This window comes from Intrasporangium sp. (assembly GCF_051961875.1).
Classification (GTDB): Bacteria; Actinomycetota; Actinomycetes; order Actinomycetales; family Dermatophilaceae; genus Intrasporangium_A.
Genome location: NZ_JBQCCV010000276.1, coordinates 1 through 13,333, shown reverse-complemented (window position 1 = coordinate 13,333; position 13,333 = coordinate 1). Strand labels below are relative to the sequence as shown.

Sequence of the window (13,333 nt, the reverse complement as noted above, 5' to 3'; positions counted from 1 at the left end):
GACGACGGGACCTCGCTCGGGCTCCGGCCGCTGCTGCTGCCCGACGGCTTCGAGGGCACCCCGCTGCGTAAGTCGTTCGTGCTGCCGGCCCGCGCGAGCAAGCCCTGGCCCGGCGGCAAGGAGCCGGGGGAGGGGCGCGGGGAAGGGGGACGTGGCGCGCCGTCGCGGCGGCGGGTGCAGGCGCCCGGGGTGCCACCGCCGGAGTGGGGGCCGCGATGACCAGCCTCAGCTGGCTCGAGGTGGTGCTGCGCGCGATCGCGGTCCTCGCGGGCTTCCTCGTCCTGCCGCTCCTCGTCGGCCAGACCGAGCACAAGGTCATGGCGCACATGCAGGGCCGGCTCGGCCCGATGTACGCCGGCGGGTTCCACGGCTGGGCGCAGCTCGTCGCCGACGGGGTCAAGTTCGTCCAGAAGGAGGACGTCGTCCCGGCGCGGGCCGACAGCTGGGCGTTCCGCCTCGCGCCGGGCGTCGCCCTCGTGCCCTATCTCGTGGCGCTCGCCCTGATCCCGTTGTCTCCCAACGTGGTGGGTGCCAACGTCGACGCCAGTGGGCTGCTCGTCCTCGCCGTCATCGGGGTCGGGATCGTCGGCACGCTCATGGCGGGGTGGGCGTCAGCCAACAAGTACTCCCTGCTCGGGGCGATGCGTGCGGCCGCCCAGCTCGTGTCCTACGAGCTGCCCATGGTCCTGGTCGTCGCGTCCGTCGCCCTCGCCGCCGGCACGCTCTCGCTCGTCGGGATCGCGCAGGCCTGGACGCCCTGGTGGCTGCTGTGGCAGCTGCCCGGTGCCCTCGTCTTCTTCGTCGCCGGGCTCGCCGAGCTGCAGCGCACCCCGTTCGACATGCCGGTCGCCGACTCGGAGATCGTCTTCGGCCCCTACACGGAGTACACGGGGCTGCGGTTCGCGTTCTTCCTCCTCGCCGAGTACGCCGGCATCGTCGTCATGTCGCTCCTCTTCACGGTGCTCTTCCTCGGCGGCTGGGCCGGCCCGTGGTCGGGCACGATCGGGTGGCTGTGGACCCTGCTCAAGGGCCTCGTCGTCGCCGTCGTCATCATCTGGTTCCGCGTGTCCTGGCCGCGGCTGCGGGAGGACCAGCTGCAGCGGCTCGCCTGGCTGTGGCTCGTCCCGATCGCGCTGGTCCAGCTCGCGATCACAGCAGTGGGAGTGGTGATGATGCGATGACCTCCTCCGACGACCCCAACGCCGAGAGGCCACTTCCCGACGAGCGGCCACCGGCCGTCGAGGCGCCAGCAGCCGTCGAAAGGCCGGCCGTCGACGACCTGGAGCGCCCGATCGTCGACTTCACCCCCCGGGACACCGGCCTCTCGACCGAAGGCGGCCACGCGGCGGCAGTGGAGGGCGATCGGAACGGCCGGTCGAACGGGAGCGGGCTGGGCGGCATACTCCCCGGGATCGTGCAGGGGCTCGCGACGACCGCGCGCACGATGACCCGGCGCACGCACACCCACGAGTACCCCGACGTGCGGCCCGAGCTGCCGCCCCGGAGCCGCGGCGTCATCGCGCTCCTCGAGGAGAACTGCACGTCGTGCATGCTCTGCGCCCGAGAGTGCCCGGACTGGTGCATCTACATCGACTCGCACAAGGAGGAGATCCCGCCGGCGACGCCGGGTGGCCGGGCGCGGCAGCGCAACGTCCTCGACCGGTTCGCGATCGACTACTCCCTCTGCATGTACTGCGGGATCTGCGTCGAGGTCTGCCCCTTCGACGCCCTGTTCTGGAGCCCCGAGTTCGAGTACGCCGAGCTCGACATCCACGACCTGCTCCACGAGAAGGAGCGGCTCGGCCAGTGGATGGCCACCGTCCCGGCGCCGCCGGCGCTCGACCCCTCCAGCGCGGAGCCGGCCGAGGTGGTCGCCGCCGCGAGGCCCGCCCGGCCGGCCCGACCGGAGCGCCCGGCAGGAGCCGAGCGCCCGGCCCGACCCGAGCGGGCCGCACGACCGGAACGTCCGCCTCGGGCCACCGGCCCGGCGGCGCACGGCCGCACCGGCCCCGCCGCCGAGGAGACGCCGCCCGCCCCGGCCGAGGAGACACCGCCCGCCCCGGCCGAGGAGACACCGCCCGCCGACGCGGAGGAGAGACCGCCCGCCCCGCCCGCCCCACCCGCGGACGGTGGCGCGTGACGACGCGGGACATCGTCTTCGTCCTCGTCGGCGTCATCACCGCCCTGGCCGGGCTGCTCGCCGTATCCACCCGTCACGTCGTCCATGCCGCCCTGTGGCTGCTGGTCTGCCTCGGCTCGCTGGCCGGCTGCTACATCGTCCTCGGCCAGGAGCTCGTCGGGATCGTCCAGCTGCTCGTCTATGTCGGGGCCATCGTCGTCCTCGTCCTCTTCGCGCTCATGCTGACCAGGGCGCCGATCGGCCCGCAGCCCGACGTCGACGCGCCCGCCTGGCAGCGCCTCGCGGCCACCCTGCTCGGCGCGGCGACCACCGTCCTCATCGCGGTCACCGCGCTGCCGGTCATCGGCGAGGAACAGGTCGACCTCGACACCCCCGTCGTGACCACGCCACAGATCGCCGCGGGCATCTTCGGCACGTGGGTCTGGCCCTTCGAGCTGCTGTCCGTGCTGCTCCTCGTCGCCCTCGTCGGAGCCTTCGCCGTGTCGCGGATCGTGCTCGGCAGGAGGTCCCGGTCATGATCCACCTGCAGTGGCCGGTCATGCTCGCGGCGATCCTCGCCGGTCTCGGCGTCCACGGCGTCATCGCCCGCCGCAACGCCGTGCTCGTCCTCATCGGCATCGAGCTCATCCTCAACGCGGCAAACCTCCTGCTCATCACCGCCGGCACGCGGCCCGGCTCGGTCTTCGCGGCCGGGTCGGTCATCACCCTCTTCGTCATCACCATCGCGGCCGCCGAGATCAGCATCGCGCTCGCCGTGATCCTCGTGATGTTCCGCCGGTTCGGACACATCGACCTGACCGCCGTCCCCGACCTCACCGAGGCACCGGACGAGCCGGAAGCCGCCGCAGCCGCCCGCGATGGGGTGGTCGAGCCATGACCTGGGTGGTCCGCCTCGTCGTCGTGGTCCCGGCGCTCGCCGGGCTCGCGGGGCTGCTGCTCGGCCGGTCGCGCCCGCTCGCGCGGGCGATCGCCGTCGGCGCCGCGGCAGCCACCACGGTCCTCGCGCTCGCACAGTGGATCGCGCCGCTGCGGACCACCGACGTCGGGACACTGGGGGCGCTGCCCCTCGGCGACCTCAGCGTGCCGCTCCACCTGCTGTCGGACCGGCTCTCGGGCCTGGTCTCCTTCGTCGTGGCCCTCGTCGTCCTCGCGATCCAGGCGTACACGGTGTGGTACCTGCGCGACGACCGTCGCTACCCGCAGTTCGCCGCCGGGGTCTCGCTCTTCGCCGCCGGCATGCTCCTCGTCGTGCAGTCCGCGGACCTCGTCCTCACCCTCGTCGGCTGGGAGATCATGGGCTGGTGCTCGTGGCTGCTCATCGGCCACGACAGCGAGCGAGCGGCGGCCCGTCGAGCGGCGTACAAGGCCTTTCTCGTCACCCGCGTCGCCGATGTGGCGATGGTCGTCGGGCTGGTCACCCTCTCGGTCCGCGCGCGCAGCACCGACCTGCTCGCCGTCATCACCCAGCCCGGACAGACAGCGCTGCTGACCTTCGGCCTCGTCTGCGTCGTCATCGGCGTCGCCGGCAAGTCGGGCCTCGTCCCGTTCCAGGACTGGCTCCCCGACGCGATGGAGGGCCCGACGCCCGCGTCCGCGCTGATCCACGCCGCAACGATGGTCGCGGCCGGCACCTACGTCATCGCGCGCTTGTTCAGCCTCTACGAGCCCGACGACGCTGCCCGCACCGTCCTCGCCGTGCTCGCCGCGATCACCATGGTGTATGCCGCTGGGCTGGCTTTCGCCCAGGCCGACCTCAAGCGGTTGCTCGCGTACTCCACGCTGAGCCAGGTCGCCATCATGCTCGCGGCACTGGCCGTGGCCCCGGCGGCCGTCGGCGTCGGGCCCGGGATCGCCCACCTCATCGGGCACGCGTTCTTCAAGGCGCTGCTCTTCCTCGGGGCAGGCTGGCTCGCCGCCATCGTCGGGTCGACGGCGCTGGCGGTCATGGCCGGTCGGGGCCGCAGCGACCGCCTGCTCCGCTGGGGGATGGCGATCGGACTGGCCGCCCTGGCCGGGGTGCCCCCGCTCGTCGGCTTCTTCACGAAGGACACCGTCATCGACGCCGCCCTGCAGGGTGTGGGCGACGGCGCCGGGTTCCGGGCCTGGGTCGTCGTGATCGCGCTTTTCGCCACCGTGTTCCTCACCGCCGCCTACTGCACCCGCGCCTGGTTCATCCTCGACACGCCAGCCATCACCACCGCGAACGGGCCGCTCGAGGAGGAGCCCGTGACGGGTGGGGCGGAGCGCTCACTCGACGGAGATGCTGCGGTGACCGGTGGGGCGGAGCGCTCACTCGACGGAGATGCTGCTGCGGTGACGGTTGGGGCGGAGCGCTCACTCGAGGCGGGGGAGGCCTGGGACGCGAACGGCGAGGCGGTAGACGAGACGCCGCCGGCCCGACCCAACCACGTCCCGCTCCACACCGAGCCGCACGAGTCCCGGCTGCACAAGCTCGGCGCGGCCCAGGTCCTGCCCTGGCTCCGCACCGTCCCCGTGGCCGTGCTCGCCGCGCTCAGCGTCGTCGGCACGCTCCTGCTGCTCACCCTCAAGGACGGCCTCCACGTCGGCTGGCTCTCCGCAGTGGTCTCCGTCCTCCTCATCGCGGGCGCAGCACTGGCGGTGTGGGTCGCGTCCCGTCGCGGCCAGCGCGACGCTGCCGAGCTCGTCCCCGCCCGCGTCCGGATCGGAGCGGTCGCCGGCTACGGCGCCGACACGGCATACGCCGCCTTCGGCCGAGCGGTCCTCGCGGTGGCCAGGCTCGTCGTCGTCCTCGACCGGGACGTCGTCGACGCCTACCCCCGGGCCTTCGCCGCGACGACCCACGCGGCCGGCCGGGCCGGGATGCGCAGCCACCGAGCGGTGCCCTCCCTGGCCCTCATCGGCGTCGTCGTGGGCGTCGTCCTCGTCGCGGTCCTGGGGGTGACGGCATGGCGGTGACGGTCCTCGTGCTCATCCCGCTCGTCGCGGCGGTGGTGCTCTTCGCCATGGCGCCGACGGCGAAGCAGGACACCCTCGTCGCCCTCGTCGCGGCCGGGGTGACCGCCGTGCTGGCCATCGTCGTCTCGGCCCTGCGCCTGGACGTCGACGTCATGTGGATCCGCACGCTCGGGATCCGGTGGCACCTTGCCCCCGACGGCGTCTCGATCGCCCTGATCCTGCTCACCGCACTGCTCACCGTCGGGGTCGTGCTCCATACCCGCTACGGACCACCGCCGCAGGGCGGCACCCGGTCGACCCTCCTCGGGTGCGTGCTGCTCGTCGAGGCCGGCGCGCTCGGCACCTTCCTCGCCCGGGACGCGCTGCTCTTCTTCGTCGCCTTCGAGGTCGTCCTCGTGCCGATGTGGGTGCTCATCCGGCGGTTCGGCGACCACCACCGCACCGACGCGGTACGCGCCGACGCCGCAGGCCGGTTCATCTTCTTCACGGCCCTCGGCTCGACGCTGATGCTCGTCGGGATCCTCTTCCTCGTCTACCACCAGGGCACCTCCGACCTCGACGCGCTCGCGGCCACGCACGGCGGCCGGCTCTCCCACGGACTGCAGGTCGCCATCGCCGCGCTGCTGCTCACCGGCCTCGGCATCAAGGTGCCGCTCTGGCCGCTGCACACCTGGCTGCCGGCCGCCCACACCATCGCCCCGACCGCCGGCTCGGTCCTGCTCGCCGCCGTCCTGCTCAAGATGGGCACCTATGGCATCGTCCGGCTCGCGGTCGCCAATGTCCCCGCCGGCGTCGCGACGCTCTCGCCGATCCTCGCGATCCTCGGCGTCGTCGGGATCATCTGGGGAGGCCTCGCCTGCCTTGTCGAGCGTGACCTCAAGCGCCTCGTCGCCTACTCCTCGGTGGCCCACATGGGCTTCGTCGCGCTTGCCCTCGCGTCCGGCAGCCATACCGGCCTGCAGGCCGCCCTCTTCGGCAACATCGCACATGGGATCGTCGCCGCGCTCCTCTTCCTCGTGGTCGGCGACCTCAAGGAGCAGTGGGGCTCGGCCGACCTCGCCGTGGCCCGGGCGGCCCTGCGCGACACGGCGCCCCGCTTCGGGGTGCCCCTCGTCTTCGGCTTCGCGGCTGCCCTCGGCCTGCCGGGCCTCGTCAGCTTCTGGGGGGAGTTCCTCGCCCTGTATGCAGCATGGTCCCCAGCGCCCGGCCGCCCGGTCACGCTGCTGCGGGCGTGCGTCGTCGTCGGGGCCGTCGGCCTCGCGATCGCGGCCGGCTACGCCCTCCGGGTGCTCCGGATCGTCTGGGCGGGGGAGGGCAGCGACTCGGCGGCCACCCCGGTCCGTGATCTCGCGGGCGTGCGGCGCGGCCTCGTCGTGACCCTTGTCGGGGTCATGGTCGTCCTCGGCGTGGGCCCGCAGCTGCTGCTGCACCTGTCCGACCTCGACGCCGCCGGGCTCCTGGGGGTGGTGCGCCGATGAGCGTCAGCGTCGATGCCGTCACGCTCCTGCCCGCGCTCGTCCCGCTCGCCGGCATCCTCGTCGTGCTCGTCGCCGACCTCGCCCTGCCCCGGCTGCGCGGCTTTCCGTATGTCGTCGCCGCGGTCGCGTCGCTCGGTGCCGCGGGTGCCGCCGTCCCCGGCCTGGTCGGCGGGACGGGTGCGATCCGGACGACGTTCTGCATGACCGGGCCGTGGGCCGCCTTCATCCCGGTCACCGGCTCGCCGCCCTACTCCCCGGCCATGGCCGCCTCCGAGTGCCTCTGGAGCGCCGGCGCCCTCGGCAGCAGCCTGCAGCTCGGCGCGGGGCTAGCGGCCGCCGTCTGTATCGCCCTCGCCTGGCCCGCCGTCCGGTCCCGTCCGGTCGAGGTGTCCCGTGAGCCGATCGAGGCGATCCTCTTCCTCACCGCCCTGACCGGCACCGTCGTCGTCGCGGCCAGCCGTGACCTGGGGACCTGGCTGATCGCCCTCGAGCTCGCGACCCTGCCGGTCATCGCGCTCGTCGCGCTGTCCGGCACCCGGGCCGCCCTCGCCGGGGCCATGCAGCTGCTCGTCACCTCGCTCGTGTCGTTCTCGCTGCTCGCCGTCGGCGCGGCGCTGTGGTTCCTCGCGACCGGTGCGCCTTTCTTCAGCATGAACGCGGCGCTCGCCGGAGGGCAGCTTCCCCCGACGGGATCCCTGGCGGGGGTGTCGCATCCCTCCGTCGGGCTCCTCTCCCTCTCGCTCGTCCTCATCCTCGCCGGCCTCGGTTTCAAGCTCTCGCTCGTGCCGTTCCACGCCTGGACGCCGACCGCCTACGCCGGCTCGACCCCCGCCGTTGCGACGTTCCTCGCCACCGTCTCGAAGGTCGGTGCGCTCGCCGCGCTCCTCGTCGTGGTGCAGGCGCTCACGGCCCTCAGCACCCCGGGCCTCATCGCCGTGGCCGTCCTCGCCGCCGCCAGCATGACGCTCGGCAACATCATGGCGCTGCGCCAGGACGACGTGGTGCGGCTCCTCGCCTGGTCGACCGTCGCCCAGGCCGGCTGGGTGGTCCTGCCCCTCGTCAGCGTCTCGGCGCTCGGGCAGCGCTCGGCGGCGATCTACCTGCTCACCTATGTCGCCGCGACCCTCGTCGCGTTCGCCGTCGTGGCCCGCACGGTCCGGGAGGTCGGGGCCCGCGGCTTCGGCGTCGCCGCCTACGCCGGGCTCTGGAAGCGCAGCCCGTGGCGAGCGGGTGCGCTCGCGCTGGCCCTGACGTCCCTCGCCGGCCTGCCGCCCGGCGTCATCGGGCTCGTCGGCAAGATCGTCGCCTTCCGGCCTGTCATCGTCGAGGGCTGGGTCTGGCTCGCGGTCATCGCCGCCGGCAACGCCGTCCTGGGCGTCGCGGTCTACCTGCGCTGGCTGCGGCCGGTCGTCAACCCGAGCGAGGCCGAGGCGGTCGCCGCGGGGGAGGGGATCGCACCCGATGTGGTCCGTTCCGGCCGCCGGGTCGCCCTCACCGTCGCGCTCGTCGCGAGCGCGCTCGTCCTGCTCGTGGTCAGCGTGCAGCCGCAGTTCCTGCTCGGCCTGTTCGGCTCCTGACCGGTCGCCGCAGCCAGCCTGCCCCGTCGAGGATCGGTATGCCGCTGACCCGGCTCTGCCCGTGCGTGACCGCTGGGTCCTGCTGCCTGACTCAGGCGACGACGTCGGCGGGCGCAGACGTGTGGCGACAGCGAGGGCGGATCACTTCGCCGCCAGGACGCAGAACTCGTTGCCTTCGGGGTCGGCCAGGACAACCCACGCTGCATCCCCTTGGCCGACGTCCACGCGCCGTGCGCCGTGAGCCACGAGACGAGCCACCTCGGCGTCCTGGTCGTCAGGCCTGAAGTCGAGATGTAGCCGGCTCTTGGCCTTCTTCGGCTCATCGATCCGGACGAAGTCCAGTCCCGGCAGACGATCCGGTGCCGGGCGGATCTCGAACTCGTCAGCCGAGGAGTAGACCACGACCCAGCCGAGAGCGTCGGCCCACCACTGCGCCAGGGTGGCCGGATCTTCCGAGTGGACGATTACCTGTTCCCATTCCAAGGCCATCCGCCGAACCTAGACCAGGCAAGGGCCCCGGCGACAACCGCTTTTGGGAGCGAGGCCCCACGGACCACGTCATCTCGTCGCGACGCCAAGGCCGGGCTCCGCTGGTGATTGACCCAAAACCGTGTCGCACCAGCCCTAGGATCGGGCTGATGTCACTCGCGCGGATCCACAACTTCTCCATCTCTCTCGACGGCTTCGCCACCGGCGAGCCGCAGACCCTTGAGGCACCGTTCGGTCATGCGGGCCAGCGACTGCACAAGTGGATGTTCGCCACCCGGTTCTGGGACGCGGGCGGAACCGTCGGGGTGGACAACGCCTTCGCCGAGCGCCATGGTCCCGGCATCGGCGCCGAGATCATGGGTGCGAACAAGTTCGGCCCGCCTGGATCGTCGGACGACCCGGACTGGAAAGGCTGGTGGGGCCCGAACCCGCCGTTCCACACCCCGACCTTCGTTCTGACTCACCACCCCCGGCCCCCGCTCGAGATGGAGGGCGGCACCACGTTCCACTTCCTCGACGCGAGCCCGGCCGAGGCTCTTGAGCTGGCCCGCGAAGCAGCCGATGGACTGGACGTCCGGATCGGGGGTGGCCCCACTGTCATACGTGACTTCCTCGCCGCGGGGCTCGTCGACCACATGCATCTCGTCCAGGTCCCCATCGTGCTCGGCCGCGGTGTCCGCCTCTGGGACGGACTTGAGGGCCTTGAGGAGGCCTATGACGTGGAGGCGGTCTCGTCCCCCAGCGGCGTCACCCACCTCACCTTCACGCGCAAGGTGTCGTAGACGTCTTCGCCCAATGGTGGCCACACCGGCACGGGGCGGCGCAAGATGTGACGGTGGAGACCTGGGATGCCTTACGGGCGCGACGAAACGTCCGGCAGTTCACCGAGCAGCCAGTCGCTGACGAGGCGCTCGACCGGATTCTCGAGGCTGGGCGTCGTGCCCCGTCGGCGGGCAACTGGCAGCCGTGGGACTTCGTGCTCGTCACGGACCGGGCGCAGCTGGTCGAGCTGGCCAAGGTCTGGCAAGGCGCCAAGCATGTCGCCGGAGCGGCGGCCGCGATCGCGATCGTCGCGCCGGATCCGAAGGACGATCGTGAGTCGGCTCTGCTGCAGTACGACCTGGGCCAAGCGACCTATGCGATGACCGTCGCCGCGGCCGACCTGGGCGTCGGCACCGGCCATGCGGCCGCGACCGACCAGGAGCAAGCCAGGGCCGTGCTGGGCTTTCCCGAGGGGCGGTTCCTGGCCTATCTGCTGTCCGTGGGCTACCCGGCAGACAAGCCGTTGGCCGTGATCCGGCGGCTGAACCGGCGCCCCTTCGACGAGGTGGTGCACCGCGGACGGTGGTGACCTTCGCGCCCTGCCGGTGGTGAGCGCATACCCAAGTATCCGACGTGTCAGGGACTTGCTGCGGGACGACAGCCGGCCCGGATCGCTACTTCCACTTGAAGTGCACGAAGACGCGACCGAAGTTGTCGGAGTCCTTCTCGACCCGGTGGTAGAGAGCCTTGACGTCCTTGCGATCCAGGAAGCGCAGCACCCGCTTCTTCAGCTGACCGGAGCCCTTCCCGGGGATGATCTCCACGAGGGGCGCCTTCTTCTCGATCGCCTCGTCGATGATGCCGCGGAGCGCTCGCTCGATCTCATCACCCCTGTTGTAGATCTCGTGCAGGTCGAGCTTGAGCTTCACGACTGAATCCTCCAGCGCGCAGGCCGACAGCGCCAGATGGGCGTTGGTGGCGTTGGTCGCGCTGGCCATCGCGCTCGCTGCTGCAGGGACCGCGCTGGTGCCCTGGCGGGTGCCCAGGCCGACCCCCGCCTCGCGCGTGGCGGCGTTGGGGGACCTACCCGACGGCATGATCACGAGGGGCCGGGACCTGCACGCCGCGCTGCGCCCGAGCTCGTACGGTTCGCTCCTGTCAGGGCTGGTGGCACCCCTGCTGCTCGGGTTAACGCCGGCCGCTGCCCGCATCGTCGCGTGGGTGGCGCAGCCGCTCGGCGGCCACTGGCTGGCAGAGGCGCTGCTCGGCGGCCTGGCCATCCTCCTGATCGTGTGGCTGCTGTCCCTGCCGTTTGCGGCGTGGCGGCATACGGTGTTGCGCGCCTACGGGCTGTCCACCCAGGGCTGGGGCGGCTGGGCGGTGGACCTGCTCAAGAGCTGCGCGGTCGGAGCGGTGATGGGCGCCCTGGTCCTCGGTGGCTTCTACACGCTGACCCGGCTCGCACCGGTCTGGTGGTGGGCGTTCGGTGCGGTGTGTGCCGCGGCCCTGGTGGTGTTGCTGTCGTTCGTCTTCCCGGTCCTCGTGGAGCCGGTGTTCAACAGGTTCACCCCGATGCCGGCCGGGCCGCTGCGCGACGAGCTGCTCGTGATGGCGGCTCGAGACGGCATACCGGTGCGCGAGGTGCTGGTGGCGGACGCATCGCGGCGTACGACCGGGCTCAACGCGTACGTGTCCGGCTTCGGCCCCACCCGGCGGATCGTGGTCTACGACACGCTCCTGCGCGAGGCGCCCGCCGGTGAGGTGCGCGGTGTCGTCGCGCATGAGCTGGGCCACGCCACGGACCGCGACGCGGAACTGGGCACGCTGCTGGCGGCGATCGGCGCCGCTGCGGCGGTCGTGGCGCTGTACCTCCTCGGCCAGTGGGGTGGCCTCCTACGCCGAGCAGGGGTGGACTCCATCGGCTCCCCGACGGCGATCGGCCTGGTGCTCGCCGGGCTGGCGCTGGCAGGACTGGTGACCGGGCCGCTGCAGAGCCTGGTCTCGCGCAGGGTCGAGGCCCGCGCCGACCAGCACGCGCTCCAGCTGACCGGTGACGCCGCCGCGTTCGCCGCGATGCAGGTGCGCCTGGCCACGGTCAACATTGCCGATGTCCACCCGCCCCGCCTCGAGTACCTGCTGTTCGCGACCCACCCCGACACCGTCGAACGCCTGGCCGCGGCGCGAGAGGCGGCCGGCAGCCCCTGACCCCCTAGGCCCATCAGCGGCCTTCCCGCGCGTTCGGCAGGGACGCTGCAACCGTCGCAATGCCGAGGCGCACCGTGTCGCCGGACTGCTAGCGTTCAGGCGATCGTGATCGACCGCCAGGAGGTGAGACCCATGGACGCAGTATCCGCAGTGGGTGCTCCCCCGCAGTCCACGATCGCGCGACTGAGATAGCCGCATTGGGAGCGCCGGACAGGCACCCTCGCGAAAGGCGACTCCCATGAACACAACACCTTCTTCGACCTCGCGCACCAGGCCCAACACACGCGCCCTGGTCCTTGCCGGCGGCGGAGCGGCAGGCAACGCGTGGGAGCTCGGTCTCATCGCCGGCCTCGCCGATGCGGGGCTCGACGTCACAGAGGCCGACCTCATCATCGGCACGTCGGCAGGATCGACGGTGGCGGCCCAGATCACCAGCGGCATACGGCCGGGCGAGCTGTATGCCGCCATCCTCGCCGAGGTGCCTTCGCCACGGGCCGGCGCAGGATCGGACCAGCGACGCGCCCCAACCGTGTCGGGGCCGAGCTACATGGAGTGGTCGAACGGCATCATCGCGTCCGCAACGGATCCGTCGGACATGCGCCGCAGGATGGGCGCCGCGGCGCTCGAGACCGCTGCCTCCCACGGCCCTGGACAGACGCGGTGGCGCGACGTCGTCGCGTCCCGGCTCCCCAGCCAGCAGTGGCCGCACCAGCAGGTGCTCATCGTGGCCGTCGATGCGCGGACCGGGGAGCCGGTCCTGTTCGACCGCCACAGCGGGATCGACCTGGTCGACGCCGTCGCCGCCAGCACCTCGGCGATGACGCCGTACCCGATCGGCGAGGACCGCTACATCAACGGCGGCTACCGACGCAGCGAGAACGCCGACCTGGCGGCCGGATACGGCCGCGTGCTGGTGCTGTCACCGTTCGGCGGCCGGACGCGCATGCCGCTCGAGTGGGGCATGGACCTCGCAACCCAGGTCGCCGAGCTTCGGGCGGGCGGCAGCGCGGTGGAAACCGTGTTCCCGGATGCCGGCGCGGGTGACGTCTTCGACGCCAATGCGCTGGATCCAGCGACGCGTCGGCAGGCCGCACGAGGAGGCTACGGCCAGGGCCAAGGCCTGGCCGAGCAACTCGCCGAGTTCTGGCGCTGAAGCCGACCCGGGACGCCCGCGACGACCTTGTCCACTCGGGCCCGACCTGGCAGGCGTGCCGAGATGGGGGCCCGGCAGGGTCACCGGATCGGGTCGGGGGCGGTTGCCGGCTCGTCCGTGGCGATGAGTGAGGGCGGCCCGACCGTGAGGCCCTCCTCGGGCTCGGGCGAGGACGCGCGGGCGTCGGCGAGCACGTCGGCCGGCACGTGCTGCTCGAGGAATCGCCGCGCCATTCTGGTCGACGGGTGGATGCCGAGGGTGGCGAGGACGATGATCCCGGCGATGAGCAGCCAGCCGGTGGCGCCCCAGTTCATCGCGAGGAACGTGTAGAGGGCCGGGGCCCAGACTCGCCCGAGCGTGCCGCTCATCTCTGCGGCGCCCTGGTACGCGCCGCGCTGCCGCGGGTCCATCAGCTCGGCCTCGAACGACCAGCTCGCAGCCGACAGGTAGAGCTCGGCGCCGGTCACCGTGACGTGCCCGAGCCAGACCAGCGCGATCGTCACCCAGCCGACAGTGTCGTGCGTCGCCAGGGTGATGAAGCAGGAGACGACGAAGAAGACCGACGAGATCCGGGCCGCCCTCAGCGCGGTCG

13 protein-coding genes and 2 pseudogenes are annotated in these 13,333 nt (G+C 72.2%); 12 read left to right on the top strand and 3 right to left on the bottom strand.

What is annotated here, in order from left to right; translation table 11 throughout:
- From ACTHJJ_RS17160 to ACTHJJ_RS17125, 8 genes and pseudogenes are all read left to right on the top strand, one after another.
- A pseudogene (locus ACTHJJ_RS17160) lies at positions 1-219 on the top strand (NADH-quinone oxidoreductase subunit C); the annotation flags it as partial.
- Positions 216-1,181, top strand: a complete 966-nt coding sequence (gene nuoH, locus ACTHJJ_RS17155) for an NADH-quinone oxidoreductase subunit NuoH (RefSeq protein WP_440304160.1) — start codon at positions 216-218, stop codon at positions 1,179-1,181. The pseudogene ACTHJJ_RS17160 and the gene nuoH, both read left to right, overlap by 4 nt.
- The gene (locus ACTHJJ_RS17150; RefSeq protein ID WP_440304159.1) at positions 1,178-2,140 is read left to right on the top strand and encodes a 4Fe-4S binding protein; all 963 of its coding nucleotides are present in this window, start codon (positions 1,178-1,180) and stop codon (positions 2,138-2,140) included. The genes nuoH and ACTHJJ_RS17150 overlap by 4 nt, the downstream gene beginning before the upstream one ends.
- Complete coding sequence (locus ACTHJJ_RS17145) at positions 2,137-2,658, top strand: NADH-quinone oxidoreductase subunit J family protein (protein ID WP_440304158.1); 522 nt, start codon at positions 2,137-2,139, stop codon at positions 2,656-2,658. Before ACTHJJ_RS17150 ends, ACTHJJ_RS17145 begins: the two co-directional genes overlap by 4 nt.
- A complete protein-coding gene (gene nuoK, locus ACTHJJ_RS17140; protein WP_440304157.1) occupies positions 2,655-3,017 on the top strand; it encodes an NADH-quinone oxidoreductase subunit NuoK in 363 nt (120 codons plus the stop codon). The genes ACTHJJ_RS17145 and nuoK overlap by 4 nt, the downstream gene beginning before the upstream one ends.
- Positions 3,014-5,077, top strand: coding sequence for an NADH-quinone oxidoreductase subunit 5 family protein (locus ACTHJJ_RS17135; RefSeq protein WP_440304156.1), 2,064 nt, complete (start codon positions 3,014-3,016; stop codon positions 5,075-5,077). Before nuoK ends, ACTHJJ_RS17135 begins: the two co-directional genes overlap by 4 nt.
- Positions 5,068-6,555: a complex I subunit 4 family protein gene (locus ACTHJJ_RS17130; RefSeq protein ID WP_440304155.1), complete on the top strand. Its 1,488-nt coding sequence runs from the start codon at positions 5,068-5,070 to the stop codon at positions 6,553-6,555. Before ACTHJJ_RS17135 ends, ACTHJJ_RS17130 begins: the two co-directional genes overlap by 10 nt.
- Positions 6,552-8,132 (top strand): NADH-quinone oxidoreductase subunit N, encoded by a 1,581-nt coding sequence (locus ACTHJJ_RS17125; protein WP_440304154.1) that lies wholly within the window; start codon positions 6,552-6,554, stop codon positions 8,130-8,132. Before ACTHJJ_RS17130 ends, ACTHJJ_RS17125 begins: the two co-directional genes overlap by 4 nt.
- Before the next feature lie 141 nt (positions 8,133-8,273).
- On the opposite strand, the gene ACTHJJ_RS17120 is transcribed toward ACTHJJ_RS17125, so the two are convergent.
- On the bottom strand, positions 8,274-8,621 hold the full coding sequence (locus ACTHJJ_RS17120) for a VOC family protein (protein WP_440304153.1): 348 nt from the start codon (positions 8,619-8,621) through the stop codon (positions 8,274-8,276).
- 149 nt (positions 8,622-8,770) lie between these two features.
- On the opposite strand from ACTHJJ_RS17120, the gene ACTHJJ_RS17115 reads away from it, so the two are divergent.
- Positions 8,771-9,403: a dihydrofolate reductase family protein gene (locus tag ACTHJJ_RS17115; protein WP_440304152.1), complete on the top strand. Its 633-nt coding sequence runs from the start codon at positions 8,771-8,773 to the stop codon at positions 9,401-9,403.
- A 53-nt stretch (positions 9,404-9,456) separates the two neighbouring features.
- Positions 9,457-9,972 carry a nitroreductase family protein gene (locus tag ACTHJJ_RS17110; RefSeq protein WP_440304151.1) on the top strand — a complete coding sequence of 172 codons (516 nt, stop codon included), beginning with the start codon at positions 9,457-9,459 and terminating at the stop codon, positions 9,970-9,972.
- 85 nt (positions 9,973-10,057) lie between these two features.
- Here the strand turns inward: ACTHJJ_RS17110 and ACTHJJ_RS17105 are convergent, their stop codons facing one another.
- Entirely contained in the window at positions 10,058-10,312 is a 255-nt protein-coding gene (locus tag ACTHJJ_RS17105) for a Smr/MutS family protein (protein ID WP_440304150.1), read from the bottom strand.
- A 46-nt stretch (positions 10,313-10,358) separates the two neighbouring features.
- Between ACTHJJ_RS17105 and ACTHJJ_RS17100 the strand changes: the two genes are divergently transcribed.
- A complete protein-coding gene (locus tag ACTHJJ_RS17100) occupies positions 10,359-11,588 on the top strand; it encodes a M48 family metallopeptidase (RefSeq protein ID WP_440304149.1) in 1,230 nt (409 codons plus the stop codon).
- A gap of 238 nt (positions 11,589-11,826) precedes the next feature.
- Positions 11,827-12,741 carry a patatin-like phospholipase family protein gene (locus ACTHJJ_RS17095; RefSeq protein ID WP_440304148.1) on the top strand — a complete coding sequence of 305 codons (915 nt, stop codon included), beginning with the start codon at positions 11,827-11,829 and terminating at the stop codon, positions 12,739-12,741.
- An 80-nt stretch (positions 12,742-12,821) separates the two neighbouring features.
- On the opposite strand, the pseudogene ACTHJJ_RS17090 reads toward ACTHJJ_RS17095, so the two are convergent.
- Positions 12,822-13,333, bottom strand: a pseudogene (locus ACTHJJ_RS17090) (hypothetical protein); the annotation flags it as partial.

Bases quoted from the DNA above. Each gene is read 5' to 3' on its own strand.
- ACTHJJ_RS17115 (WP_440304152.1), top strand. From the start codon at position 8,771: ATGTCACTCGCGCGGATCCACAACTTCTCCATCTCTCTCGACGGCTTC.
- nuoK (WP_440304157.1), top strand. From the start codon at position 2,655: ATGATCCACCTGCAGTGGCCGGTCATGCTCGCGGCGATCCTCGCCGGT.
- ACTHJJ_RS17150 (WP_440304159.1), top strand. From the start codon at position 1,178: ATGACCTCCTCCGACGACCCCAACGCCGAGAGGCCACTTCCCGACGAG.
- ACTHJJ_RS17130 (WP_440304155.1), top strand. From the start codon at position 5,068: ATGGCGGTGACGGTCCTCGTGCTCATCCCGCTCGTCGCGGCGGTGGTG.
- ACTHJJ_RS17125 (WP_440304154.1), top strand. From the start codon at position 6,552: ATGAGCGTCAGCGTCGATGCCGTCACGCTCCTGCCCGCGCTCGTCCCG.
- ACTHJJ_RS17095 (WP_440304148.1), top strand. From the start codon at position 11,827: ATGAACACAACACCTTCTTCGACCTCGCGCACCAGGCCCAACACACGC.
- nuoH (WP_440304160.1), top strand. From the start codon at position 216: ATGACCAGCCTCAGCTGGCTCGAGGTGGTGCTGCGCGCGATCGCGGTC.
- ACTHJJ_RS17135 (WP_440304156.1), top strand. From the start codon at position 3,014: ATGACCTGGGTGGTCCGCCTCGTCGTCGTGGTCCCGGCGCTCGCCGGG.
- ACTHJJ_RS17120 (WP_440304153.1), bottom strand. From the start codon at position 8,621: ATGGCCTTGGAATGGGAACAGGTAATCGTCCACTCGGAAGATCCGGCC.